Origin of the sequence: Bradyrhizobium sp. WSM471 (assembly GCF_000244915.1) — a bacterium.
Classification (GTDB): Bacteria; Pseudomonadota; Alphaproteobacteria; order Rhizobiales; family Xanthobacteraceae; genus Bradyrhizobium.
On record NZ_CM001442.1, the window covers coordinates 2940510 to 2965659 of the forward strand.

The 25150-nt window shown below is 64.0% G+C and carries 18 protein-coding genes and 1 pseudogene; 14 read left to right on the forward strand and 5 right to left on the reverse strand.

The window, feature by feature from the left end; genetic code table 11:
• Positions 1-28: 28 nt before the first annotated feature.
• Positions 29-919: a LysR family transcriptional regulator gene (locus BRA471DRAFT_RS12765; protein ID WP_007607732.1), complete on the reverse strand. Its 891-nt coding sequence runs from the start codon at positions 917-919 to the stop codon at positions 29-31.
• Between the two features lie 102 nt (positions 920-1021).
• Here BRA471DRAFT_RS12765 and BRA471DRAFT_RS12770 point away from each other — a divergent pair, with 102 nt between their 5' ends.
• On the forward strand, positions 1022-1891 hold the full coding sequence (locus BRA471DRAFT_RS12770) for an SDR family oxidoreductase (RefSeq protein WP_007607740.1): 870 nt from the start codon (positions 1022-1024) through the stop codon (positions 1889-1891).
• A gap of 42 nt (positions 1892-1933) precedes the next feature.
• A complete protein-coding gene (locus BRA471DRAFT_RS12775) occupies positions 1934-2608 on the forward strand; it encodes an NAD(P)-dependent oxidoreductase (protein ID WP_007607745.1) in 675 nt (224 codons plus the stop codon).
• A gap of 23 nt (positions 2609-2631) precedes the next feature.
• On the opposite strand, the gene BRA471DRAFT_RS12780 is transcribed toward BRA471DRAFT_RS12775, so the two are convergent.
• Both BRA471DRAFT_RS12780 and BRA471DRAFT_RS12785 read right to left on the reverse strand, forming a co-directional pair.
• Positions 2632-4368, reverse strand: a complete 1737-nt coding sequence (locus tag BRA471DRAFT_RS12780; protein WP_035973908.1) for a bifunctional protein-serine/threonine kinase/phosphatase — start codon at positions 4366-4368, stop codon at positions 2632-2634.
• 55 nt (positions 4369-4423) lie between these two features.
• Entirely contained in the window at positions 4424-5263 is an 840-nt protein-coding gene (locus BRA471DRAFT_RS12785) for a formate/nitrite transporter family protein (RefSeq protein WP_007607755.1), read from the reverse strand.
• A 687-nt stretch (positions 5264-5950) separates the two neighbouring features.
• On the opposite strand from BRA471DRAFT_RS12785, the gene BRA471DRAFT_RS12790 reads away from it, so the two are divergent.
• The 11 genes and pseudogenes from BRA471DRAFT_RS12790 (at position 5951) to BRA471DRAFT_RS12840 (ending at position 20864) form a co-directional block, all read left to right on the forward strand.
• The gene (locus BRA471DRAFT_RS12790; protein ID WP_007607756.1) at positions 5951-7414 is read left to right on the forward strand and encodes a CmpA/NrtA family ABC transporter substrate-binding protein; all 1464 of its coding nucleotides are present in this window, start codon (positions 5951-5953) and stop codon (positions 7412-7414) included.
• Between the two features lie 79 nt (positions 7415-7493).
• Positions 7494-8582, forward strand: coding sequence for an ABC transporter permease (locus BRA471DRAFT_RS12795; RefSeq protein WP_007607757.1), 1089 nt, complete (start codon positions 7494-7496; stop codon positions 8580-8582).
• Positions 8583-8589: 7 nt separating this feature from the next.
• The gene (locus tag BRA471DRAFT_RS12800; protein WP_007607758.1) at positions 8590-10305 is read left to right on the forward strand and encodes an ABC transporter ATP-binding protein; all 1716 of its coding nucleotides are present in this window, start codon (positions 8590-8592) and stop codon (positions 10303-10305) included.
• Positions 10306-10632: 327 nt separating this feature from the next.
• The gene (locus tag BRA471DRAFT_RS12805) at positions 10633-12012 is read left to right on the forward strand and encodes an MFS transporter (protein ID WP_007607760.1); all 1380 of its coding nucleotides are present in this window, start codon (positions 10633-10635) and stop codon (positions 12010-12012) included.
• A 119-nt stretch (positions 12013-12131) separates the two neighbouring features.
• Positions 12132-12560: a globin family protein gene (locus BRA471DRAFT_RS12810; protein ID WP_007607762.1), complete on the forward strand. Its 429-nt coding sequence runs from the start codon at positions 12132-12134 to the stop codon at positions 12558-12560.
• A gap of 10 nt (positions 12561-12570) precedes the next feature.
• Entirely contained in the window at positions 12571-13788 is a 1218-nt protein-coding gene (locus BRA471DRAFT_RS12815) for an NAD(P)/FAD-dependent oxidoreductase (protein ID WP_007607764.1), read from the forward strand.
• A 15-nt stretch (positions 13789-13803) separates the two neighbouring features.
• Positions 13804-16509 carry a nitrate reductase gene (locus tag BRA471DRAFT_RS12820; RefSeq protein WP_007607766.1) on the forward strand — a complete coding sequence of 902 codons (2706 nt, stop codon included), beginning with the start codon at positions 13804-13806 and terminating at the stop codon, positions 16507-16509.
• Positions 16510-16809: 300 nt separating this feature from the next.
• A pseudogene (locus BRA471DRAFT_RS12825) lies at positions 16810-17713 on the forward strand (SMP-30/gluconolactonase/LRE family protein).
• A gap of 45 nt (positions 17714-17758) precedes the next feature.
• Positions 17759-18598 carry an aldo/keto reductase gene (locus BRA471DRAFT_RS12830; protein ID WP_007607770.1) on the forward strand — a complete coding sequence of 280 codons (840 nt, stop codon included), beginning with the start codon at positions 17759-17761 and terminating at the stop codon, positions 18596-18598.
• 185 nt (positions 18599-18783) lie between these two features.
• On the forward strand, positions 18784-19725 hold the full coding sequence (locus BRA471DRAFT_RS12835; RefSeq protein ID WP_083843232.1) for a DMT family transporter: 942 nt from the start codon (positions 18784-18786) through the stop codon (positions 19723-19725).
• A gap of 59 nt (positions 19726-19784) precedes the next feature.
• Entirely contained in the window at positions 19785-20864 is a 1080-nt protein-coding gene (locus BRA471DRAFT_RS12840) for a zinc-binding dehydrogenase (protein WP_007607774.1), read from the forward strand.
• Positions 20865-21024: 160 nt separating this feature from the next.
• Here BRA471DRAFT_RS12840 and ppk2 read toward each other — a convergent pair whose 3' ends face one another.
• The gene (gene ppk2, locus BRA471DRAFT_RS12845) at positions 21025-21945 is read right to left on the reverse strand and encodes a polyphosphate kinase 2 (RefSeq protein WP_007607776.1); all 921 of its coding nucleotides are present in this window, start codon (positions 21943-21945) and stop codon (positions 21025-21027) included.
• A gap of 96 nt (positions 21946-22041) precedes the next feature.
• A complete protein-coding gene (locus BRA471DRAFT_RS12850; RefSeq protein ID WP_007607777.1) occupies positions 22042-22503 on the reverse strand; it encodes an Lrp/AsnC family transcriptional regulator in 462 nt (153 codons plus the stop codon).
• Positions 22504-22636: 133 nt separating this feature from the next.
• Here BRA471DRAFT_RS12850 and BRA471DRAFT_RS12855 point away from each other — a divergent pair, with 133 nt between their 5' ends.
• Entirely contained in the window at positions 22637-25000 is a 2364-nt protein-coding gene (locus BRA471DRAFT_RS12855; RefSeq protein ID WP_007607778.1) for a transketolase, read from the forward strand.
• Positions 25001-25150 lie beyond the last annotated feature (150 nt).

A 25150-nucleotide genomic window follows, 5' to 3' on the forward strand; every position in this document is an offset into this window, starting at 1 on the left:
AGGCGCGAGCAGCGCCCGCCGTCTCTCATTACCCGATAAAGGCCGCCAGCTCATCAGGCGTCCCCATCGGAAAGGCTTCTTTGATAAAGTCGAGGAAGGCGGATACGCGCGCGCTCAGGAGCCGGCGGGATGGATAGAGCGTCCACAACGCGATCTCTGGTCCCTCGATGTCGCCCCAATGCACCAGCGTGCCGGCAGCCAGGTCGTGACTGACCAGTGACACCGGAAGGCGGGCGGCGCCGACGCCCGCCCGGACCGCATCGCGGACCATGACGAGCGATGACAGGCGCAGGACCGGATCAATCGCGATCCGCGATCTTCCGCCTGGCATCATCACTTCCCAGCTTGTCAGCTGGTCGCCCGCGCCGCGCATGACAGCCGGCACAGCGATGCCGTCCCTCGGTCGTTCCAGGTTTGGGCTCGCCACCACCACCAGCCGATCGCGCAGAAAGATTCGTCCGACAAGGCTGTCATCCGGATCGGGATTGACCCGAATGACGAGGTCATACCCTTCCTCCACCATGTCGACGGAGCGATCTTCCGTCGTGACGTCAAGACGGACCTCCGGGTATCTGAGCGCGAACCCCGCCGCGAGGTTTCCCATTGCAGTCTGCGAGAACAGCAAAGGCGCGCTGATCCGCAAGCGCCCCCGCGGCCTGTCCCCGCCCGAAGCGATCGCTGTCGCCGTCTCGTCAAGCTCGGTGAGCAAGGCCCCCGTCCGCTCGTAAAGGGCGCGCCCTTCCTGCGTGAGTTTCAGGGTGCGCGCTCCCCGTTCGAACAGGCGGAGGTCGAGGGCAGCCTCCAGCTCGGCGACCCGCCGGGACAGGGTGGCTTTCGGGCGTCCGGCGGCCCGTGCGGCCCGTCCGAACCCGCCGTGCCGGGCGACGAGATTGAAGTCAGTGAGTGCGAGCAGGTCCATCGTTCCACCAGTGAGACAGTCCGTCCAGATATAGCGGCTATCTGTTCGTTTGTGGATCACTAATTTCCCTTGTGTCTTCTGACCCAACCCGGAGTGATCCCCATGACCATCCTCGTTACCGGCGCAACCGGCACCATCGGCCGCCACGTCGTCGAACAGCTCGTCAAGCGCGGTGCCGATGTCCGTGCTCTCGCCCGCGATCCTGCCAAGGCAAACCTCCCGGCAGGCGTTACCGTCGTGCGGGGCGACCTGCTCGACGTCGACTCGATCCGTAGCGCATTCAAGGGCGTCTCGACCCTGTTCCTGCTCAACGCAGTGGTGCCGGATGAATTCACGCAGGCACTGATCGCGCTCAACGTCGCCCGCGACGCCGGCGTCGAGCGGGTGGTCTACCTCTCGGTGATCCACAGCGATCGCTACGTGAACGTCCCGCACTTTGCCGGCAAGTTCGGCGTCGAGCGGATGATCGAGCAGATGGGCTTCAACGCCACCATCCTGCGCCCCGCCTATTTTATGAACAACGATCTCACGATCAAGGACGTGGTGACCGGATATGGCATCTATCCGATGCCGATCGGGAGCAGGGGACTCGCCATGATCGACGCGCGCGACATCGGCGAGATCGCGGCCCTCGAGCTCATCCGTCGTGAGCGCGCCGCAACACCGCTTCCGCTCACGCGCATCAATCTCGTCGGTCCCGATACGCTGACCGGCGCGAAAGCCGCCGCCGTCTGGTCGGAGGTGCTGGGCCGCGCGATCGCCTATCCCGGTGACGATACCGCCGGCTTCGAGAAGAATCTCCGGCAGTTCATGCCGAGCTGGATGGCTTTCGACATGCGGCTGATGAGCGAGCGTTTCCTCACCGAGGGAATGGTCCCCGAGACAGGCGACGTCGAGCGCCTGACCGCGCTGCTGGGCCGTCCCCTCCGCTCCTATCGCGACTTCGTCTCCGAGATCACGGCCACTGCCTGACGGCATGGGCACGTCCCCATCACGACAACGAGGACTCCTATCATGACCTCTTCAATCGCCACTGTTCCGGTGAATCCGGGAGGCGCAACGAAGATATTGGTGCTTGGAGCGACCGGTGGCACCGGTCGCCTGATCGTCAACCAGGCGGTGGCGCGGGGCTACGACGTCACTGTGCTGGTGCGTTCCGCAGGGAAGGCAAGTGACATCACGGGGGCGAAGCTCATCGCCGGAGACGCCCGCGACGAAACAGCCCTGCGCGAAGCCCTCATAGGCCGTGACGCCGTGGTCAGTGCGCTGGGTACACCGGTAAGCCCGTTCCGCGAGGTGACGCTTCTCTCGACCGCGACGCGCACGCTCGTGAGCGCGATGAAGGCCGAGCAGGTCTCGCGGCTGGTTTGCATCACGGGGATGGGCGCCGGCGACAGTGCAGGGCACGGCGGCTTTGTCGCCGACAATGTGATCTTTCCGCTTCTCCTCAAGAAGGTGTACGCCGACAAGAACCGACAGGAAGCGATCGTCAGAGACAGCGGGCTGGACTGGGTCCTGGTTCGCCCCTCGATCCTCAATAACAAGTCCCGCCGAGGCTCGGTTCGGGCCCTGACGGATCTTTCAGGCTTCCATGGCGGCAGCATCGCGCGCGAAGACGTTGCGAAATTCGTGCTCGATCAGGTGCGCAACGATACCTGGCTGCATCGTTCTCCGCTCATCACGTGGTGACCCTTGCGTGGCGACACCCCTGATCAGCGCGCGTGCAACATCGCAAGCAGGACCAAGACGACGCAGGCGAGCGCTGCCGTGGTCAATTTCCAGAACATCAACGGGCTGCGCTCCAATAGCGGCGTGATCCGTGTGTCGAGATAGGCCGGATTGGGCGTGCGAAGCTCGAAGACGAATTCGGACAGATCCTCGTGCCGCTTGTAGGGATCCGGATGGAGCGCACGTCTGAGCGCGCCGTCGACCCAGGCAGGCACGTTGCTGTCGTCATCGGCCGGGCGGTATTTGAGCCTCCGCACGTCCGCCTTGCGCCGGATCCTGGCGATTTGGGTGCCGTAGGGAAGCTTTCCCGTCAGCATCTGGTAGCAGATCACGGCGAGTGAAAACATGTCGGAGCGCGGCGAGCCGCCCTGCCCAAGAAAATATTCCGGCGCCGTGTACTGGACCGTTCCCAGAATTTCGTCGGCCTCGTCCTGTGGCGCGGCCTCCGCGACGCCAGCCACCTTCACCGATCCGAAGTCGATGATCTTCGCGGTGCCGGTCTTGTCGATCAGGATGTTGTCGGGCCTGAGATCCTGATGCAGCATTTCCATGCGGTGGAAGGCGCGCAGGCCCGCGGCGATTTGCTCGACCAGTCTGCGGACGGTTTCGAGATCGGGGCGCGGGTTGTCCGTCATCCATTGCCGCAAGGTCTGACCTTCGACGAATTCGGTCGCGACGTAGAGGTAACCGCGCCGGCGCGACTGTGAGAGCGGTTTGAGCACATGCGGGCTGTCGATCCGGCGCGCGATCCACTCCTCCATCAGGAAGCGCTTCAGGTAGGCGGCATTGTCGCGCAAATCGATCGACGGCAGCTTGAGCGCGACCGGCTCCTCGGTCATAGCGTCGACGGCAAGGTAGATATGGCTGCGGCTGCTGGCGTGGATTTCGCGGACGATCCTGTAGCCGTCGAAGATGGCCCGCGGCTCCGGCAGCGGGGGAAGCGGCAGCTGCGAGGTCTGGTTGAAGATGCCGGCCGGCTCGCGCTGCGGCACCGCGTCGATGCGGAGGATCTGGACCGTGATGTTGTCGTCGCTGCCGCGCCGGTAGGCTTCCTCGACGATCGCCTTCGCCGCCCCGTCGAGCTCGGCTGCATGCTCGCTGAGCGCGCTGGTGACGAAACGCGCGTCGACGAATTCATAGGCGCCGTCGGTCGCCAGCAGGAACGTGTCGCCAGTCTCGATCTCGAAATTCTGGTAGTCGATCTCGAGCTGTGGATTGATGCCGAGCGCACGGCCAAGATAAGTCTGCTCCGAGGACACGATGATCCGGTGATCGTCGGTCAGCTGCTCGAGCGCCTTGCCCGCCACGCGGTAGACGCGACAGTCGCCGACGTGGAAGATGTGCGCGGTGGTCGCCTTGATGACCATGGCGCTCAGCGTGCAGACATAACCCTTGTCGCGGTCATAGGCATATTGGCTCTTGCGCGTCTGCGCGTGGAGCCAGGAATTGGTCGCGTCGAGCACGCGGCGGGCGGAGGTCTTCACCGTCCAGGATTCCGACGTGCAGTAATAGTCCATCAGGAAGCTCTTGACCGCCGACTCGCTGGCGATCTGGCTCACCGTGCTGCTGGAGATGCCGTCGGCGAGGACCGCCGCAATGCCCTTCAGACTGAGCATCGGCTCGTCCGGAACGAGGACGCCGTGAAAATCCTGGTTGATGGGCTTGCGACCCTTGTCGGAATGCTGGCCGACCGAGATCTGAAGTCCGCGGGTCATCGTCATCACCGGCAAAGGGGAGCCTCACCCTGATCGGGCGAGGCTCTCCTGTCGAGACGTATCAGGCCGCAATGCGGGGCGACGAGGCCTTGCTCGCCTGGCGCTTCGGCTGGGTCAGGACGTGCGTGGCGTAGAGGGTCATGCCGGTGAAGGCGAGGCCGCCGACGAGATTGCCGAGCACGGTCGGGATCTCGTTCCAGATCAAATAGTCCATGATCGAGAATTTCGCGTGCAGCATCAGGCCGGACGGGAACAGGAACATGTTCACGACGGAATGCTCGAACACCATGTAGAAGAACACCAGGATCGGCATCCACATCGCGATGACCTTGCCGGGGACCGAGGTGGAGATCATGGCGCCGACGACGCCGGTCGAGACCATCCAGTTGCAGAGCATTCCGCGGATGAACAGCGTCGCCATGCCGGCCGCGCCGTGCGCGGCATAGCCGAGCGTGCGGCCTTCGCCGATATTGCCGATCGCCGTGCCGACCTTGTCCGGATCCTGCGTGAAGCCGAAAGTCGTGACGAAGGCCATCATGAAGGCCACCGTAAGGGCGCCTGCGAAATTGCCGACGAAGACGAGGCTCCAGTTCCGCAGCACGCCGCCGAAGGTTACGCCGGGGCGCTTGTCGATCAGCGCCAGCGGCGCCAGCACGAACACGCCGGTCAAAAGGTCGAAGCCCAACAAATAGAGCATCGAGAATCCGACGGGGAACAGCAGCGCGCCGATCAGCGGCTGCCCCGTGTTCACGTTGATGGTGACGGCGAACCACGCCGCGAGCGCCAGGATGGCGCCGGCCATATAGGCGCGGATGATGGTGTCGCGGGTGGACATGAAGATCTTGGATTCGCCCGCATCCACCATCTTGGTGACGAATTCCGAAGGCGCGAGATACGACATCAATGGTTCCTTTTGCTCGTGTGAGAATAGCGTGGCGGTTTCGGACGGTACCGTTGTCGAGACGCTGCCTCCGCACGAGCCGGTGAACCGGCAATCTGCGGACCAAAGGAATTCGGAATCTCGCTTGGGATCGCGTGACGACGACTGTGCCCGATGGGCCCAGCGAAGCAATATTGCTCTCCCCGAGTTTCAGCCTTTGGAGGCCTCAACATGTCGGCGGACCGCAGTCGTCGTTGACTGAGTGGTTACTGTGCAAGCAATCCACGTGCCAGATGACGGGCCACGCATCGCGACCAGTGCTGGCGCGGTTACGGTGTGTTTTGCGCCTTTCCATGTCGAGCGGACCATCGATGGACCAAGGTTCCGAGAGGCACGAAGTCAGGCCTGCCCAATTTTTGTGCGACGCACAAGAACTGGGCTGTTCGCCAAATTTGACGGCGTGCGGAGATTTGCCAACAGAGAGTCGCTTCGGCGCAACGCTCTGTTTTTGCTTGGCATTGTCGATTTCTTCGCTTTGGCACGCTTCTTGTTTGAGAATGCGCGACGCCATCGATGCCGTCCCTCGAAGATCTCCATCCGAATTGTGACTTCTGCCATCCGGGGCTTCCCCGGAGACGCGCCGCCGTGCGCGTCGTGCGGTCGGCATGTGCGGATAGTCGCTCCGGTCACAAAGGATCATCACATTCAATGACGAAGCCAATTGATCAGTCCTCGCGCAGCGGTCGTCACGGCCACCATCTTGGCGGAGCCAGCGCGAACGCGCTCATGCTCCTCGACCGCCGCACGTTCCTCGCCGCAGGCACCGTCGCCGCGGCGTTTGCGGTCGCTCCCGGCCGCGTCCGCGCCGCCGCGCTCAAACCCGAGAAGGAAGAACTGAAGCTCGGATTCATCAAGCTCACCGACATGGCGCCGCTCGCGGTGGCCAAGGAGAACGGGTACTTCGAGGACGAAGGTCTGTTCGTCACGCTGGAGGCGCAGGCCAACTGGAAAGTTCTGCTGGACCGCGTCATCAGTGGCGAGCTGGACGGCGCGCACATGCTGGCGGGCCAGCCATTGGCGGCCACGATCGGCTTTGGCACGAAGGCGCACATCATCACGCCGTTCTCGATGGACCTCAATGGAAACGCCATCACGGTCTCGAACGAGATCTTCGCGATGATGAAGCCGAACATCCCGAAGGATGCGAGCGGCAAGCTCGTGCATCCGATCAAGGCCGATACGTTGCGTCCGGCGATCGAGAAGCTGAAGGCCGACGGCAAGTCTTTCAAAATGGGCATGGTCTTCCCGGTGTCGACCCATAATTACGAGCTGCGCTACTGGCTCGCTTCGGGCGGCATCAACCCCGGCTATTATTCGTCCGGCGACGTGACCGGAACGGTCGGGGCCGAAGCGCTGCTGTCGGTGACGCCGCCGCCACAGATGCCAGCGACGCTGGAAGCCGGCACCATCAACGGCTACTGCGTCGGCGAGCCCTGGAACCAGGCCGCGGTGTTCAAGGGCATCGGCGTGCCCGTGATCACCGATTACGAGATCTGGAAGAACAATCCGGAGAAAGTGTTCGGCATCACCGCGGCCTTTGCCGACAAGAATCCAAACACCGTGCTGGCGCTGACCAAGGCGCTGATCCGCGCCGCGATGTGGCTGGACGAGAATGCCAACGCCAATCGCGCCAAGGCCGTCGAGCTGTTGTCGAAGCCCGAATATGTCGGCGCCGACAAGGCGGTCATCGCCAATTCGATGACCGGCACTTTCGAATACGAGAAAGGCGACAAGCGCTCCATTCCGGACTTCAATGTGTTCTTCCGCTATTTCGCGACCTATCCCTACTATTCCGACGCGGTCTGGTATCTGACGCAGATGCGCCGGTGGGGGCAGATCGCGGAGGCCAGGGACGACGCCTGGTACGAGGCGACGGCCAAGAGCGTGTATCGTCCGGATATCTATCTTTCCGCGGCCAAGCTTCTGATCGCCGACGGCAAAGCGAACAAGGACGACTTCCCCTGGGAGAGCGAGGGTTATCGTGCGCCGACCTCGGAATTCATCGATGGCGTCACTTACGACGGTCGCAAGCCCAACGCCTACATCGATAGCCTGAAGATCGGTCTGAAGGGCAAGCAGAAGATCGACGGTGCCAAGGTCATCGACGGCTGACGCGCATGAGCCGGGCCGCCGTCAGGACGGCCCGGTCTCCTCACTCGAAGTCGGGCGATGAACGCCGAGGGACAAGACTATGGCAGCGGTTACCGACTACATCGACCTCAGCGCAGAGGAGCGCAAGCGTGCCCGCCGGGAGCGGGTGTTTGCGCGCATCAATGCAGCAGCGATTTATCTCAACATCCTCGGATTGGGATGGCTCGTGCCGCTGGCCCGCATTGCGGCCGGCGACAGCGTCAAGCCGCAGTTGAAGGAGCTACGCCAGGGATTGCTGGTGCCGCTGATTGGCATCGGTGTCTTCCTTCTGGCATGGGCCTGGGCCGCGCCGCGGGTCAAGACGTCGCTCGGCGCCATCCCGGGGCCCGCCGAGGTCTGGACGCAGGCCGGAAACCTGTACGCCGACCATCTGGCGGAGCGCGCCAAGCGGGCGGCCTTCTACGAACGCCAGGATCAACGTAACGCCAAAGTGGTCGCTGACGGTCATCCCGAGGATGTCCGGCATCGTGGCTATGCCGGCAAGCCAACTTACTTCGACCAAATACTAACCAGTCTCATGACGGTGGCGCTCGGCTTTGCCGTGGCGACGCTTGTTGCCGTGCCGCTCGGTATCCTGTGCGGCCTCTCCCGGACCATGAACAGTGCTCTCAATCCGCTGATCCAGATATTCAAGCCGGTATCGCCGCTTGCGTGGCTCCCGATCGTGACCATGGTGGTCTCGGCGCTTTATGTGAACCCGTCGGAATTGCTACCGAAGTCGTTGGTCATCTCCGCCATCACGGTGACGCTGTGTTCATTGTGGCCGACGTTGATAAACACGGCGCTTGGAGTGGCTTCGATCGACAAGGACCTGCTCAACGTCGGCCGCGTCCTGCAGCTGCCGACATGGCGCACCGTCACCAAGCTGGTCCTGCCAAGTTCGCTGCCGCTGATCTTCACCGGATTGAGACTCTCTCTCGGCGTGGGCTGGATGGTGCTGATCGCGGCGGAAATGCTCGCGCAGAATCCGGGCCTTGGGAAATTCGTCTGGGACGAGTTTCAGAACGGCTCGTCGCAGTCGCTGGCCCGGATCATCCTGGCTGTGCTGACGATCGGGATCATCGGCTTCCTGCTCGATCGCGTGATGTACGCGCTCCAGTCCGCTTTCACCTTTTCCAGCCAGCGCTGAGGCCCTGATGTCGTTCCTGTCGCTGAAAGGGCTCCGCAAGGGCTACGGTACCGGCGCCAAGCGCACCGACGTGCTGTCGAATGTCAATCTTGAGGTCGCCGAGGGCGAGTTCATCGCCATCGTGGGCTTCTCGGGCAGCGGCAAGACGACACTGATCTCGGCGATCGCCGGGCTGGTGCAGCCGGATGCCGGCGAGATCACGCTCAAGGGCAAACCGGTCGCGGGGCCCGGCCCGGACCGCGGCATCGTCTTTCAGTCGTACTCGCTGATGCCGTGGTTGACGGTACGCGGCAACATCGCTCTCGCTGTCGATCAGGTGTTTGCCCGCGAAAGCAAGGCTCAGCGCGCCGGCCGCGTCGACCGCTACATAGACATGGTCGGGCTTACGCACGCGGCGACCCGCCTGCCGGCCGAACTGTCCGGCGGCATGCGTCAGCGCGTCGCCGTTGCCCGTGCGCTTGCAACCAGCCCTGAGATATTGCTGCTCGACGAGCCGCTATCGGCACTCGACGCGTTGACCCGCGCCAAGCTCCAGGACGAGATCGTCGACATCTGGTCGCGCGACAAGCGCACCGTGGTGCTGGTTACCAATGACGTCGACGAAGCGATCCTGCTCGCCGATCGCATCATTCCGTTGTTGCCGGGCCCGAACGCGACGCTCGGGCAGCAGTTCAAAGTCGACATCCCGCGCCCGCGCGACCGGTCCTCGATCAACGAGGATCCGCATTTCAAGCGGCTGCGGCAGGCCGTCACCGGCTATCTCCTTGACGTCGCGAAAGAGCGCTCGGCCGATGCCGATGCGACGGTTCGTACGCTGCCCAACGTCGTATCCATCACACAGATGGACAAGCCGCCGACGGCCTATCAGAAGGCGGCTGCTACGGTGACCATCAACACCGACCGCTATCTCGAATTCTCCCGGCTCTCGAAGGTCTATCCGACGCCGACGGGGCCGCTGACCATCGTGGAGAACTTCGATCTCAAGGTTCGCAAGGGCGAGTTCATCTCGGTGATCGGTCATTCCGGCTGCGGCAAGTCGACGGTGCTGTCGATGACCGCAGGTCTCAACGAGGTCTCTCTCGGGGGCATCATTCTCGACGGCCGCGAGGTAACGACGGCCGGTCCAGACCGAGCGGTCGTGTTCCAGGCGCCTTCATTGTTTCCCTGGCTGACGGCGCGCGAGAACGTTGCGCTCGGAGTCGACCGTGTCTATCCGCACGCCACGCGGCGGCAGCGCGACGAGATCGTCGACTATTACCTCGAGCGGGTCGGGCTTGCGGATTCTTTCGACAAGTCGGCTGCGGCAATGTCGAACGGCATGCGCCAACGAGTCGGCATCGCGCGTGCCTTCGCGCTGTCGCCAAAATTGCTGTTGCTGGACGAGCCGTTCGGCATGCTGGACAGCCTCACCCGCTGGGACCTCCAGGAGGTACTGATGGAGGTCTGGAAGCGCACGCAAGTGACGGCGATGTGCGTGACCCATGATGTCGACGAGGCGATCCTGCTTGCCGACCGCGTGGTGATGATGACCAACGGACCATACGCCCGGATCGGTCACATCATGGAGGTCGACATCCCTCGGCCGCGCACGCGAAAGGCTCTGCTCGAGCACCCCAATTACTACCGATATCGCCGCGAGTTGCTCGATTTTCTCGAAGCTTACGAGCATGGAGCCGTGTCAAAGGCGCCGACGAAACCAGCGGTCAATCCGGAAGCGGCGTGAGCAGGCGCGCATGCACGTTCAAATCGGTTGCATCAAGCTCAATCCTTGTGCGCCGCACAGGGATTGAGCGAATCGCAAAATTTGCGTGCGAAATAGTCCTGCGAAAGTCCGGAGCACTACGAACAAGCTCCTGAATCTCTTGCGTTTCCGGAATGCGGGCAGTTGGCACGGAAATTGAAGCACCAATCGCGACGCCAACGACGACGTCCCTCAACATCATCAATCAGCATCGTAACTCGCCACCGGGGGTGAAGCCTCGGAGCGCGCCTCCGTGGCCGGAGGCTGAGCCTGCAACGACGCAGCGGTGAGCCTGGAAGGGATTCTGCAATGACCAAGAGTCGGACTTGGATTTCGGACTGGCGTCCCGAAGATGAGGCGTTCTGGAATGCGACTGGCAAAACTATCGCGGGACGCAACCTGATCTGGTCGATCGTGGCCGAACATATCGGCTTCTCGGTCTGGCTGATCTGGAGCATCGTCACCACCAAGCTGCCGCAGGCGGGCTTCCACTACACCACCGACCAGCTGTTCCAGCTCGTCGCGGTGCCCGGGCTGATCGGCGCGTTGATGCGCTTTCCCTACACCTTCGCGGTGACGACCTTCGGCGGTCGCAATTGGACCATCTTCAGTGCGGCGATCCTGTTCATTCCGACGCTCTCGCTCGCCTATTTCGTCGGCCAGCCCGACACGCCGTTCTGGCTGATGCTGCTGATTGCCTCGACCGCCGGCCTAGGCGGCGGCAATTTTGCCTCCAGCATGACCAACATCTCGTTCTTCTTCCCGGACCGGATGAAGGGGTGGGCGCTCGGACTGAATGCGGCCGGCGGCAATATCGGCGTGTCCAGCGTGCAGCTCCTGACCCCGATCCTGATGACGCTCGCCGTCATCAACCTGTTCCAGGCAACGCCTGTCGATGGTGTTTTCCTGCAAAACGCCGGCCTGATGTGGGTGCTGCCGATCGCGATCGCGGTGTTCGGCGCAGTGTTCTTCATGAACAACCTGACCACGGCCAAGTCGTCGATCAAGAACCAGCTCGCCGTGGTCAAGCGCAAGCACACCTGGATCATGGCGTATCTCTATATTGGCACGTTCGGCTCCTTCATCGGCTACTCGGCGGCATTTCCGCTGCTGATCAAGACCCAGTTCCCGCAAGTCACGATTGCGATCGCGTTCCTGGGACCGCTGGTCGGCTCGCTGTCGCGGCCGCTCGGCGGCTGGCTTGCGGACAGGATCGGCGGCTCGGTGATCACGTTCTGGAATTTCATCGTGATGGCAGGCGCCACGATCGGCGTGCTCTATTTCGTCGGGCACAAGGATTTCATCGGCTTCCTCTCGATGTTCCTGGTCCTGTTCGTGACGACGGGAATCGGCAACGGCTCGACCTACCGCATGATCCCCTCGATCTTCCGCGAGCAGAATTTGTTCAAGGTGCGCGGCAAGGGCGCTGCGGAGCGCGCGGTCGCCTTGAAGACGGCGAGCATCGAGAGCGGTGCTGCGGTCGGCTTCATCGGAGCGGTCGGCGCCGTCGGCGGCTATCTGATCCCGACCGGATTCGGCAAGTCGATCGCGCTGACCGGCGGGCCGCAGCTCGCGCTTGCGATCTATCTCGGCTTCTACGCCTCCTGTCTCGCGCTGACCTGGTGGTTCTATCTGCGTCGCAGCCCGCAGGGTGAAGGCGCGTCAAGCCTCGCCGGCGCGCGAGTTTAACACTTGGTACGAATCTCGCTTCTCCCCGTACGCGCGGAGAAGCATTGCCCGACAGTTTGACAATGAACCTGGTTCGCAATGGCGCGCACCAAGGCAAACCCAACAGGCAGGAGAACATCATGACGTCAGAACAGATCACCCTCGTCCAGCAGAGCTTTGCCAAGGTCGCGCCGATTTCCGCGCAGGCCGCGGTGCTGTTCTACGATCGCCTGTTCGAGGTCGCGCCGTCCGTGCGCGCGATGTTCCCCGAGGACATGACCGAGCAGCGCAAGAAGCTGATGGGCATGCTCGCTGCCGTCGTCGGCGGTCTGTCGAACCTGGACTCGATTCTTCCGGCGGCCTCGGCGCTTGCGAAGCGTCACGTCGGCTACGGCGCCAAGGCCGAGCACTACCCGGTGGTCGGCGCGACCTTGCTGTGGACCCTGGAGAAGGGGCTCGGCGAGGCCTGGACGCCCGAACTCGCCACCGCCTGGACCGACGCCTACGGCGTGTTGTCCGGCTACATGATTTCCGAGGCCTACGGCGCACAGCCGCAGGCCGCTGAATAGGAGATGCGTTGTGAGTGAACCGCTGGTCATCGTCGGTAACGGTATGGCGGCCGCGCGTCTGGTCGACGAGCTCGCGAAGACCGCGCTCGGCCGCTACGCGGTCGCCGTGATCGGCGAAGAGCCGCGGCTCGCTTACAACCGCGTTCTGCTCTCCTCGGTGCTGGCCGGCGAGACCGGCTCGCACGAGATCGAGCTCCGGCCCGCCGACTGGTGGCGCCATCGCGGCGTCACGGTGCGCTACGGCTATCGCGTCACCGAGATCGACACCGGCCGACGCGAGCTCAAGATCGAAGGCGAAGAGAGCATGGAATATTCCAAGCTCGTGCTCGCCGTCGGCTCGACGCCGCTGCGGCTCAACGTGCCGGGCGCCGATCTCGCCGGCGTGCACACCTTTCGCGACACCCGCGACGTCGATCTGCTGCTGACCCTTGCCGCAGCTAAGAAACGCGTGGTCGTGGTCGGCGGCGGTCTGCTCGGTCTTGAAGCGGCTTATGGCCTCGCCAAGGCCGGAGCGCCCGTGACGCTGCTGCACCTGATGGACCGGCTGATGGAGCGCCAGCTCGATGCCCCCGCCGCCGACCTGCTCAAGACGCTGGTCGAGCGCAAGGGCATTCGCATCCTGCTCAATGCATCCACAGCCCGCATCCATGGCGAGGGCCATGTCGAAGCGGTCGAGCTTGCCGACGGCAGCCGCATCGAGGCCGACGCGGTGATCTTCGCTGCCGGCATCAGGCCCAACATTGCGCTCGCAAAAGACGCCGGCATCGCAGTCAACCGCGGCATCGTCGTCAACGACGAGATGCAGACGGCGTCACCCGATATCTACGCGCTCGGCGAGTGCGCCGAGCATCGCGGAACTTGCTACGGCCTGGTCGAACCTGCCTACGAGCAGGCGCGCGTGCTGGCGCGGCATCTCTCCGGCCGTCCCGCGGCCTATCAGGGCAGCGTGGTCTCGACCAATCTGAAAGTGTCGGGCGTCAGCGTATTCTCCGCCGGCGACTTCATGGGCGGGGAGGGCAGCGAGAGCCTCGTGCTGTCAGACCGCAGGCGCGGCACCTACAAGAAGCTCGTCATCGCCGAGGGCCGGCTCACCGGCGCCCTGCTGATTGGCGATACCGTCGATGCGCTCTGGTATCTCGAACTGATCCGCAACCGCGAAAAGGTGGCGGCGATCCGCGCCGACATGATGTTCGGCCGCGCGCTCGCGGGTCCCTCCAAAGCGGCTTGATAGAGGCGGCTTGATATGACGGCGATCGATCCTGAGCTCCGCGCCACCAAGACGACCTGTCCGTATTGCGGCGTCGGCTGCGGCGTGCTGGCGACGCCAGACGGCAAGGGCGGCGTGGCGATTGCCGGCGACCCCGATCATCCTGCCAATTTCGGCCGGCTCTGCTCCAAGGGTTCGGCGCTCGGCGAGACCGTCGGGCTGGAAAGCCGGCTGCTCTATCCGATGATCCGCTGCAAGGGCGTGCTCGAACGCGTCGCCTGGAGCGATGCGCTCGATCACGTCGCCCACCGCATGCAGCACATCGTCGCGCGCGACGGCGCCGACGCGGTCGCATTCTATCTCTCGGGCCAGTTGCTGACCGAGGATTATTACGTCGCCAACAAGCTGATGAAGGGCTTTGTCGGCACGGCGAACGTCGACACCAATTCGCGGCTATGCATGTCGTCCTCGGTCGCCGGTCACCGTCGCGCCTTCGGCGCCGACACCGTACCCGGCTGCTACGAGGATCTCGACCAGGCCGATTTGCTCGTCTTTGTCGGCTCGAACGCCGCATGGTGCCATCCCGTGCTGTTTCAGCGCATGCTGAAGAACCGGCAGGAACGCGGCGCGCGCATGATCGTGATCGATCCGCGCCGCACCGACACCGCGACCGACGTCGATCTGTTCCTGGGCCTCAAGCCCGGCACCGACACGGCGCTGTTCTCCGGCCTGTTCGTTCACCTCGCCGACAATGGTGCCCTGGATCAGGACTACATCGGGCAAAACACGTCGGGCTTTGACGGCGCGCTGGCGCGCGCACGCAGCATCGCCGGCAGCGTCACCGCCACCGCACTGGCGACCGGTCTTTCCGAGCTGGACGTTGCCACCTTCTTCAAGATGTTCCGTGACACGCCCCGCGTCGTCACGCTGTACTCGCAAGGTGTCAACCAGTCGGCGCAGGGCACCGACAAGGTCAATGCGATCCTGAACTGCCATCTCGCCACGGGCCGCATCGGCAAGCCCGGCGCCTCGCCGTTCTCGCTCACCGGCCAGCCCAACGCGATGGGCGGCCGCGAGGTCGGCGGCCTCGCCAACCAGCTCGCCGCACACATGAACTTCACGCCGCCGGACATCGATCGCGTGCGGCGGTTCTGGAAGGCGCCGCGTATCGCGACCCATGAAGGGTTGAAGGCAGTGCAGCTGTTCGAAGCCATCAACCGCGGCGAGGTCAAGGCCTTGTGGGTGATGGGCACCAACCCCGCGGTGTCGCTGCCCGACGCGGACTTCGTGCGCGAGGCGCTGAAGAAGCTCGAGCTGTTCGTGGTCTCCGAGAACGTGCTCTCCAACGACACGGTCGATGCCGGCCCGCACGTGCTGCTGCCCGCGCTCGCCTGGGGGGAGAAGTCGGGCACCGTGACCAATTCCGAGCGACGCATCTCGCGCCAGCGCTCGTTCCTGCCGGCGCCCGGCGAGGCGCGGCCGGACTGGTGGATCCTGAGCGAAACCGCAAAGCGCCTCGGCTTCGGCGACAGTTTTAATTACAAATCCGCAGCCGACATCTTTCGCGAGCACGCCGCGCTCTCGGCGTTCGAGAACGATGGCAGCCGCGACTTCGATATCGGCGCGCTGACATCGCTGTCCGACGAAGCCTTCGATGCGTTGAAGCCCGTGCAGTGGCCCGCGCGCGAAGGCGTGGCGCCCGGTGAGCGCTTCTTCGCGGCCGGCGGCTTCTTCACCAATGACGGCAAGGGCCGCTTCGTCGCGCTGGAAGTGCCTGCGCTGCGCGGCGAGACCGGGCCGTCGCGGCCGCTGCGGCTCAACACCGGACGCATTCGGGACCAGTGGCACACCATGACCCGTACGGGTCTCAGCCAGCGGCTCGGCGCGCATCTTCCCGAGCCGTTCGTCGAGATTCATCCCGCTGACGCCAACAAATACAACATCGTCCATGACGGCTATGCCCGCGTCACCACCGATTACGGCCAGTGCACCCTCAAGGTCGTCGTCAGCGACCGTCAGCAGCGCGGCACGCTATTCGCGCCGATCCACTGGAGTGCGATGAACGCCTCGCACGGTCGCGTCGGGGCGCTGATCGCACCGTTCACCGATCCGTTCTCGGGACAGCCGGAGTCCAAGGCGACACCGGCTGCGATCGCGCCTTATGAATACGTCTTCCGCGGCTTTGCGTTGTCGCGCAAGCAGCTGGAGCTGCCGCCGAACCTGATGTGGACCCGCGTCACTGTTACCGGCGGCTTCGGTTACCTCTTCGCCGACAATGCGGATCTGTCGCGCTGGCCGGCCTGGCTCGAGAGCGTCGCCGGCGAGGACGTCGCCGACTATCGCGACTTCGGCGGTGGCGTTTATCGCGCGGCGTCGTTTACCGGCGACCGCATCGAAACCTGCCTGTTCGTCGGCCCCGCGCATGATGCCGGGGACTGGGACGTGGTGAAGAGCCTGTTCGTGGCCGACCATGTCACCGACGAGCAGCGCCGCATGCTGCTGTCCGGCAAGTCGAGCGAGGGCGCGGCCTCGACCGGCCCTGTCGTCTGTGCCTGCTTCGGCGTCGGCCGCGGCACCATCTGCGACACCATCGCCGCAGGCGCGCGCACGGCCGTCGAGATCGGCGTAAAGCTCAAGGCCGGCACCAATTGCGGGTCCTGCATCCCCGAGCTGAAGCGCCTGATCGCGACGACGGAGGTGGCTCCGGCAAAGCAGGCCAAGCTCGCTGGCGCGGCGGGGTAGGTCCGGCTCTGCCTTCTCTCGTGCCCGCTTGCGACAATCTATCACCGTCATCCTGAGGCGCCGGAGCGAAGCGGAAGCCTCGAAGGACGGCGGCCCGGCCGCATCGGGGCCGTTCATCCTTCGAGGCTCTGCATACGATGCGTCCGCATCGTATGCCTCGCACCTCAGGATGACGGAGCCTAATGACCGTCCAGGCGCAGGTCATCCCTCCGCGCAGCCATGCCTCCACCCCAATCGACGCACGCCCCGTTGTGCCCTATGGTGCCGCGCTCTCGCCCTCAACACGCAAAAACAACAATGATGTACCTGGAAACGCCGCCGCGCCTGATCGAGACCAGGCTCTTCTCCGCCATGCCCGACGAATTCCGCCGCAAAGGCGAGCGAACGGATTGGGCCGATGCCAACCGGCCGGGTGTGCCGACGGATTCCTTCATCGAAGGGCCGTCGTTCGACAAGGATGGCAATCTCTACATCGTCGACATTCCGTTCGGCCGGATCTTCCGCATCGCGCCCGACGGCGAGTGGTCGCTGGCGATCGAATATGAGGGTTGGCCGAACGGGCTGAAGATCGCGGCCGACGGCCGCATCCTGGTCGCCGACTACAGGCACGGCATCATGGAGCTCGACGCCGAGGTAGGACGCATCAGGCCTGTTCTGACCGCGCGCAATTCGGAATCATTCCGCGGCTGCAACGATTTGCATCTCGCTTCCAACGGCGACATCTATTTCACCGACCAGGGTCAGACCGGCCTGCATGACCCCAGCGGCCGTGTCTATCGCCTGACGCCAGGCGGCCGGCTGGATTGCCTTGTTAACACCGGCATCAGTCCGAATGGTCTGGTGCTCGATCCAACCGAGACCGTGCTGTTCGTCGCGATGACGCGCGACAACGCGGTGTGGCGGTTGCCGTTCATGAAGGACGGCAGCGTGTCGAAGGTCGGCCGCTTCTGCTCGCTGTTCGGTACCAGCGGCCCCGATGGCATGACCATGGATGCCAAGGGCCGCCTGTTCGTCGGCCACGCCTCGCTCGGCCATGTCTTCGTGTTCGCGCCCAATGGCGAATTGATAGCGCGGGTCAAGTCGTGTGCAGGGCCGAATTTGCACCAATGTTGCCATCGGTGGTGCGAACAAAGATCGGCTCTACATCACGGAGTCCGCAACCGGTAGCGTATTGGTCGCTGACATCGGCGTATTGAACTCTTGAGCTCGATGGCGGTTGCCTGAGCGAACGAGCGGTATCGGAGCAACTATGAACACAAAACCCTTCGGCAAAACCGGCGCCAGCGTCTCCATCATTGGGCAGGGCACCTGGTATCTCGACCACGGCGATCGCAAGCGCGCGGTCGCGGCGCTGCAGCGCGGCCTCGACCTCGGCATGACCCACATCGACACCGCCGAGATGTATGGCGATGCCGAGCTCGTCATTGCCGATGCGATCGCGGGACGACGCGATGAGGTGTTCCTGGTGTCCAAGGTGCTTCCGAGCAACGCCTCGCGCCGCGGAACCATCACCGCCTGTGAGCGCTCGCTGAAGCGGCTGAAAACTGATCGGCTCGATTGCTATCTGCTGCATTGGCGCGGCTCCTATCCGCTGGAGGACACCGTCGCCGCGTTCGAGGAACTGGTGAAGGCCGGCAAGATCAAGTCCTGGGGCGTCTCCAATTTCGATGCCGACGATCTCGACGAGATGCTCGACGCCGCCGGCGAAGACCGCATCGCCTGCAATCAGGTGCTCTATCATCTGAAGGAACGCGCGATCGAGCACGCGGTGATCCCGTGGTGCGAACAGCATGGTGTTGCCGTGGTCGCCTATTCGCCGTTCGGCCACGACGATTTCCCTGCGGGCAACAGCAGGGGCGGCGCAGTACTGGCGCGCATCGCGGAGGCGCGGCGCGCGACGCCGCGCCAGGTCGCACTGAGCTTCCTCACCCGTGCGACTACGGTGTTCGCCGTCCCGAAGGCGTCGTCCGCGGAACATGCCGGCGAAAACGCCGCGGCCGGCGATCTCGTGCTGACGAAAGATGAGATTGCGGCGCTCGATGCGGCGTTTCCGCGCGGTCCGAAGCCGCGCGGCCTGCCCATGCTGTAGTGCACAAACGCCTGTTATTAATGGAGTCTTGACGCGCGCGGACGTGAGCGCATATCGGCATCCTGTTTTCGGAAGTTGTGAAAGCGGCGCAATTATCGTTTTTTACGATCATTCCCGATTCGCATTCCTAGGTTCCAGCCGTGACCCCGCCGCCCGCCGCAGCCGCAAGGCTCGACAGTATTCCCATGTCCATGCCGGAAAAGAAGCCGCAGGTGCGCCGCGCGCCGGCGCGCGTCGATCATCCCTTCAAGGGCATCGCGCTGGTGCTGCTGTCGACGATCTTTCTCGGCTGCTCCGATGTCACCGCGAAATATCTGTCGTCGAGCCTGCCGTCGATCGAGATCACCTGGATCCGCTTCGTGACGTTTGCGCTGATGTTCACGCCGGTGATGCTGCCGGGCTCGCCGCTTCATGCCATGCGCACCGAGCGCCTCGGCCTGCAGCTGATGCGCGGCGCGGCATTGCTCGGCTCTTCGCTGTTCTTCATCACCGGCCTGAGCTTCCTGCCGATCGCGGAAGCGTCCGCGACCGGCTTCGTCTCGCCACTGTTCGTCACCGCGCTCTCGATCGTGTTCCTGAGCGAGAAGGTCGGCATGCGCCGCTGGATCGCGACCGCGATCGGCCTGACCGGCGTGCTGATCATCCTGCGCCCGGGCTCCAGCGCGTTTCACGCCGCCGCGTTCTTTCCGATCGTCTCGGCGTTCTGCTGGGCTGCGGCGCTGATCCTGACGCGCATGATGAGCGGGCGTGAAGCCGTCCTCACCACGATGGCCTATTCGGCGCTGACGGGCGTTGCGATCCTCTCTCTGATGGTACCGTTCGTCTGGGTCACGCCGACCTGGACCGCGATCGGGCTTGGCATCGTGATCGGCGTCGCCTCCACCGTCGGCCAGTGGATCATCGTGCTGGCCTATCGCTACGGCGATGCCTCGGTGCTGGCGCCGTTTTCCTACACCCAGCTGCTGTGGGTCAGCATTCTCGGCTTCTTCCTGTTCGGCGAAGTGCCGGATGTCTGGACCGTCACCGGCGCGGCCTTCATCGTGGCCAGCGGCCTCTACATCGCCCATCGCGAGCGCATCCGCCGCGCCCAGCTCCTGATCATGGAAGAGCGGTCCCCGAACCCCTGACGCAAGTTCGCGCGTCCGCTTCGTGCTATCAACGGCTCCAATAAAACGGGAGGAGCCGGATGCGCGCTGCGATTTTCAGGAACGGCGAGATTGTTGTCGACCGGATGGCGGAGCCAAAGCCGGGCTCCGGCCAGGTGCTGGTCAAGACGCTCGCCTGCGGCATCTGCGGCTCCGATCTGCACGCGTGCCAGCACGCCCACCGCATGGTGGAGATGGCGCGGAAGACCGGACGCAAGCCGATGGACCTCGCCCGCGACGTCGTGTTCGGCCACGAGTTCTGCTGCGAGATCGTCGATTACGGCCCGGGGACTGTGCGCAAGCTCAAACCGGGCACGCGCGTCTGTTCGCTGCCGGCCCTCGTGACGTCGCAGGGCATCGAGGGCATCGGCTATTCCAATGACAATGTCGGCGGCTATGCCGAGGCGATGCTGCTGAGCGAAGCGCTGCTGCTCGAGGTGCCCAACGGTCTCGCGCCGGAGCACGCCGCGCTCACCGAACCGCTCGCGGTCGGCGTTCACGCGGTCGCCAAGGCCAACATCCGAGGCGGCGAAGTGCCGCTCGTGATCGGCTGCGGCCCGGTCGGGCTGGCGGTGATTGCGGCGCTGAAGCTCAAGGGCCTGCATCCGATCGTCGCGGCCGACTATTCGACGGCGCGGCGCGCGCTTGCGGCAAAACTCGGCGCCGATATCGTCGTGGATCCCAGGGTGTCGCAGCCCTATGCGACCTGGGCCGAGCATGCGCAGATGTCGGATGCGGAGAAGGCGGCGCGGCCACCATTCCAGGCGATGCTGCCCGCCCTGAAGCCCGCGATCATCTTCGAATGCGTCGGCGTGCCCGGGCTGTTGCAGCAGGTGTTCGAGGGCGCACCACGCGATGCCAGGATCGTCGTGGTCGGCGTCTGCATGGAGACCGACACAAGTGAGCCCATGCTCGGCATCATGAAGGAGCTCAACGTCCAGTATGTGCTCGGCTATACGCCGGACGAATTCGCAGCCTCACTGCGCCTGATCGCGGAAGGGCAGGTGGATGCGGCGGCGATGGTGACGGCGGAAGTCGGCATCGACGGCGTCGCAAAGGCTTTCGTCGATCTCGCCAATCCCGAAGCGCACACCAAGATCATCGTGCAGCCATGGCGGTGAAGGCTGGTTGAACATCTCTCTGCGGCCATCCTTCGAGACGCCCGCCTGCGGCGGGCCCTCAGGATGAGGTCCTGACATGCGGCGAAATGCTAGACCCTCGTGGTGAGGAGCCCGCGAAGCGGGCGTCTCGAACCACGCAGGCCGCGCTCGTTCACCTTCGTCAATACTTCGAAGGCACGTGCATCTCCGCCGGAATCGGTCCGCGGTGATAGTCGGGGTTGCGGACGCGCGGCGGCAGCACCACAGGCGCGCGCGAGACCTCCTGGTAGGGGATCTGGCTGAGCAAATGCGAGATGCAGTTGAGCCGGGCGCGCTTCTTGTCCACGGCATCGACGATCCACCACGGCGAATCCGGCAGATGCGTGTACTCCAGCATCGTCTCCTTGGCCTTGGTGTACGCCTCCCAGCGGCTGCGCGCCTCGACGTCCATCGGGCTCAGCTTCCACTGCTTGAGCGGATCCTTGATGCGCATGGTGAAGCGGAACTGCTGTTCGTCGTCGGTGATAGAGAACCAGTATTTGATCAGGATGGTGCCGGAGCGGATCAGCATCCGCTCGAATTCCGGCACCGACTGGAAGAACTCCTGGTATTGCTCGTCCGTGCAGAATCCCATCACGCGCTCGACGCCGGCGCGGTTGTACCAGCTGCGATCGAACAGCACCATTTCGCCGCCGGCCGGCAGGTGCGAGACATAGCGTTGGAAATACCATTGCGTGCGCTCGCGCTCGCTCGGTGCCGGAAGCGCGGCGACACGGCAGATGCGGGGATTGAGGCGCTGGGTGATGCGCTTGATCACGCCGCCCTTGCCGGCGGAGTCGCGGCCCTCGAACAGCACCACGACCTTCTTCTTCTCGCTCTGCACCCAGTCCTGGAGCTTGACCAGCTCGCCCTGAAGGCGGAGCAGCTCACGGAAATAGAGCCTGCGATCCACCGTCGGTCGGAGCGCGTCGGTCTCGTCCAGCAGTTCGTCGAATCTGGAGTCGTCGAGCTCGAGTTCCAGCTCTTCGTCGAGATCGTCGGTCATTTCCCGGATGATGCGCTCGCGTTTGGCCATTTCAGGGGTGCGGTCGGATGCGGTCATGGGTCCTTCTTTCGGCAGGGTACCTGTCGGCCGTGACCATCGGCGGGGCTTATTGCGTCCATGTGACACCGGTTCCGAAATAGCCCGGCGGGGCCGTCACACCGGCAGCGCGATCGAATATTTCACCTGGCTGAGCGCAAAGCTGGACTCGATCGAGGCGATGCCGTCGAGCCGGGTCAGCTTGGTCTTCAGGAAGGTCTCGTAGGAGGCGAGGTCGGCCGCGACCACGCGCAAGAGATAGTCGCGGTTGCCGGTCATCAGATAGCACTCCAGCACCTCGTCCCATTTCGAGATCGCCCGCGCGAAGCGGTTGAGATCCTCCTCCTTCTGCCGCGCCAGCTTGATCGAGATGAAGACGCTGACATGCAGCCCCAGCGCCTTCTGGTCGACGGTCGCGATGTAGCGCGAGATGACGCCACGCTCCTCCAGCAGCTTGACCCGGCGATGGCAGGGCGAGACCGACAGCCCGACCTTGTCGGCCAGCTCCTGCATGGTCAGCCGGCTGTCGTTCTGGAGGTAGCCGAGGATTTTGCGGTCGATGGCGTCGAGGTCGGGCATTGGGATGAACCTGTCGTTTTCGGCGATTACTTGGTAATCTATCCCAACATTAGTTGGTATTGCGCCAAAAATTGAGAAGTTTGGCGCTCCCCGCAGGGGTATCATCGGGCACCTGTTTTCCGGGAGCATTGCCATGCCCGTTGATACCGCCCGCCTCGACAGATTGACCGCGCTCGCCCGCAAGGCGCTGTGGCTGTCGTCATGGACCATCCATCACGCCAACCACGTTCGCGCGAACACGGACGGCCTGAAGGTCGGCGGACATCAGGCCTCGTCGGCCTCGCTCGCCACCATCATGTCGGCGCTGTATTTTCACGTGCTGAAGCCCGAAGATCGCGTCGCGGTGAAGCCGCATGCGAGCCCGGTGTTCCACGCCATCCAGTATCTGTTCGGCCGGCAGAGCCGCGAGAAGCTGGAGAATTTTCGTGGCTTCAAGGGCGCGCAGTCCTATCCCTCGCGCACCAAGGACGTCGACGACGTCGATTTCTCCACCGGCTCGGTCGGCCTCGGCGTTGCGCAGACGCTGTTCGCCTCGCTGGTGCAGGACTACGTCAAGGCGCATGGCTGGATGAAGGATCGCCGCGAGGGGCGGATGATTGCCCTGGTCGGCGACGCCGAGATGGACGAGGGCAACATCTTCGAGGCGCTGGCGGAAGGCTGGAAGCACGGCCTGCGCAACACCTGGTGGGTGGTCGACTACAACAGGCAGTCGCTCGATGCCGTCGTCCGCGAAGGTCTCTGGGAAAAGTTCGAGACCGTATTCCGCAATTTCGGCTGGGACGTGGTGATCGTGAAATACGGCCGCCTGATGCGCGAGGCCTTTGCGGAAGCTGGCGGCGAGGCGCTGAAGCGCTGGATCGACAATTGCCCGAACGCGCTCTACGCCGCCTTGTGTTTCCAGGGCGGCGCGGCATTCCGCAAACACCTCCACGACGAGATCGGCGATCAGGGCCCCATCACCAAACTGATCGACAGGCGCAGCGACGACGAATTGCTGGCGCTGATGTCGAACCTCGGCGGCCACGACATGGCGAGCATGCTGGACGCCTTCGAATCCATCGATCACGATCGCCCGGTCTGCTTCATCGCCTACACCATCAAGGGCGTCGGTCTGCCGTTCCAGGGCCACAAGGACAATCACGCCGGTCTGATGACGATCGCGCAGATGGAGAAATATCGCGACAGCCAGAACATTCGGCCCGGACACGAATGGGACAGATACGAGGGTCTCGCCCAAAGTGCCGCCGAGCTCGATGCCTTCCTCGCGGGTGTGCCGTTCAACCAGGACGGCCGCCGGCTCACCGCGCCTGTGATCGAGGTGCCGTCGCAGCTCGCCTTCAAGCCGGCGCCGCAGATGTCGACCCAGCAAGGTTTTGGGCTGGTGCTGAACGAGATCGCGCGCGGCGACAGCGAGCTCGCACAGCGCATCGTCACGACATCGCCTGACGTCACCGTCTCGACCAATCTCGGTCCGTGGGTGAACCGGCGCGGCCTGTTTGCGCGCGGCGAGAAGGCGGACTTATTCCGCAGCGAGAAAATTCCATCCACCTTCAACTGGGATTTCTCGCCCAAGGGTCAGCATCTCGAACTCGGCATCGCCGAGATGAACCTGTTCATCATGCTCTCGGCCCTCGGCCTGTCGCACCAGATCAACGGCGAGCGGCTGCTGCCGGTCGGCACGCTCTACGATCCCTTCATCGAGCGCGGTCTCGATGCGCTGAATTATGCCTGCTACCAGGATGCCCGCTTCATGGTGGCGGCGACGCCGTCGGGCATCACGCTCGCACCCGAAGGCGGCGCGCATCAGTCGATCGCAACGCCTTTGATCGGCATGGCGCAGGACGGCCTCGCCTCGTTCGAGCCGGCCTTCGTCGACGAACTCGCCGTGATCATGGGGTGGGGCTTCAATCACATGCAGCACGATCCGGGCGAGGGCGGCTCGGTCTATTTGCGGCTCTCGACGCGGAGCATCGAGCAGGCGCAGCGGATCATGACGCCCGAGCTTGCACAGGGCATCACCGACGGCGCCTATTGGCTGCGCAAGCCGGGCCCCAATGCCGAACTCATTATCGCCTATACCGGCGCAGTTGCGCCGGAAGCGATCGAAGCGACCGGCTTCATCGGCGAGAGCCGGCGCGACATCGGTCTGCTCGCGATCACGTCCGCGGATCGTCTGCATGCGGGGTGGACCGCCGCACGGAAATTGCGCCGTGATCGGAGGGGCGTGCAGCATCTCAGCCACATCGAAAGACTGCTCGCGCCGCTGCCGCGCGACTGCGGCATCGTGACCGTGATCGACGGTCATCCGGCGGCTCTCGGCTGGCTCGGCAGCGTCCGCGGCCATCGCGTCGAGGCGCTCGGCGTCGAGCAGTTCGGTCAGACCGGCACCATCGCCGACCTGTACCGCCACCACGGCATCGACGCCAACGCCATCATCGATGCGGCCGAAAGCCTCACCACCGGCGCGCCGGTGTTGCATCGGAAGATGGCGGTGTAAGTCTCCGTCGTCGTCCTGGCGAAGGCCAGGACCCATACGCCGCGGCAGTTGTTGTTGGCCGCAGGCAGTAGACGCTAGAGCAAACCATCCGGCCCCTGTGATAATGGGTCCTGGCCTTCGCCAAGACGACGTCCATGACGGCCTTGCCAC

Bases quoted from the DNA above. Each gene is read 5' to 3' on its own strand.
- BRA471DRAFT_RS12765 (WP_007607732.1), bottom strand. From the start codon at position 919: ATGGACCTGCTCGCACTCACTGACTTCAATCTCGTCGCCCGGCACGGC.
- BRA471DRAFT_RS12770 (WP_007607740.1), top strand. From the start codon at position 1,022: ATGACCATCCTCGTTACCGGCGCAACCGGCACCATCGGCCGCCACGTC.
- BRA471DRAFT_RS12775 (WP_007607745.1), top strand. From the start codon at position 1,934: ATGACCTCTTCAATCGCCACTGTTCCGGTGAATCCGGGAGGCGCAACG.
- BRA471DRAFT_RS12780 (WP_035973908.1), bottom strand. From the start codon at position 4,368: ATGACGATGACCCGCGGACTTCAGATCTCGGTCGGCCAGCATTCCGAC.
- BRA471DRAFT_RS12785 (WP_007607755.1), bottom strand. From the start codon at position 5,263: ATGTCGTATCTCGCGCCTTCGGAATTCGTCACCAAGATGGTGGATGCG.
- BRA471DRAFT_RS12790 (WP_007607756.1), top strand. From the start codon at position 5,951: ATGACGAAGCCAATTGATCAGTCCTCGCGCAGCGGTCGTCACGGCCAC.
- BRA471DRAFT_RS12795 (WP_007607757.1), top strand. From the start codon at position 7,494: ATGGCAGCGGTTACCGACTACATCGACCTCAGCGCAGAGGAGCGCAAG.
- BRA471DRAFT_RS12800 (WP_007607758.1), top strand. From the start codon at position 8,590: ATGTCGTTCCTGTCGCTGAAAGGGCTCCGCAAGGGCTACGGTACCGGC.
- BRA471DRAFT_RS12805 (WP_007607760.1), top strand. From the start codon at position 10,633: ATGACCAAGAGTCGGACTTGGATTTCGGACTGGCGTCCCGAAGATGAG.
- BRA471DRAFT_RS12810 (WP_007607762.1), top strand. From the start codon at position 12,132: ATGACGTCAGAACAGATCACCCTCGTCCAGCAGAGCTTTGCCAAGGTC.
- BRA471DRAFT_RS12820 (WP_007607766.1), top strand. From the start codon at position 13,804: ATGACGGCGATCGATCCTGAGCTCCGCGCCACCAAGACGACCTGTCCG.
- BRA471DRAFT_RS12830 (WP_007607770.1), top strand. From the start codon at position 17,759: ATGAACACAAAACCCTTCGGCAAAACCGGCGCCAGCGTCTCCATCATT.
- BRA471DRAFT_RS12835 (WP_083843232.1), top strand. From the start codon at position 18,784: ATGTCCATGCCGGAAAAGAAGCCGCAGGTGCGCCGCGCGCCGGCGCGC.
- BRA471DRAFT_RS12840 (WP_007607774.1), top strand. From the start codon at position 19,785: ATGCGCGCTGCGATTTTCAGGAACGGCGAGATTGTTGTCGACCGGATG.
- ppk2 (WP_007607776.1), bottom strand. From the start codon at position 21,945: ATGACCGCATCCGACCGCACCCCTGAAATGGCCAAACGCGAGCGCATC.
- BRA471DRAFT_RS12850 (WP_007607777.1), bottom strand. From the start codon at position 22,503: ATGCCCGACCTCGACGCCATCGACCGCAAAATCCTCGGCTACCTCCAG.
- BRA471DRAFT_RS12855 (WP_007607778.1), top strand. From the start codon at position 22,637: ATGCCCGTTGATACCGCCCGCCTCGACAGATTGACCGCGCTCGCCCGC.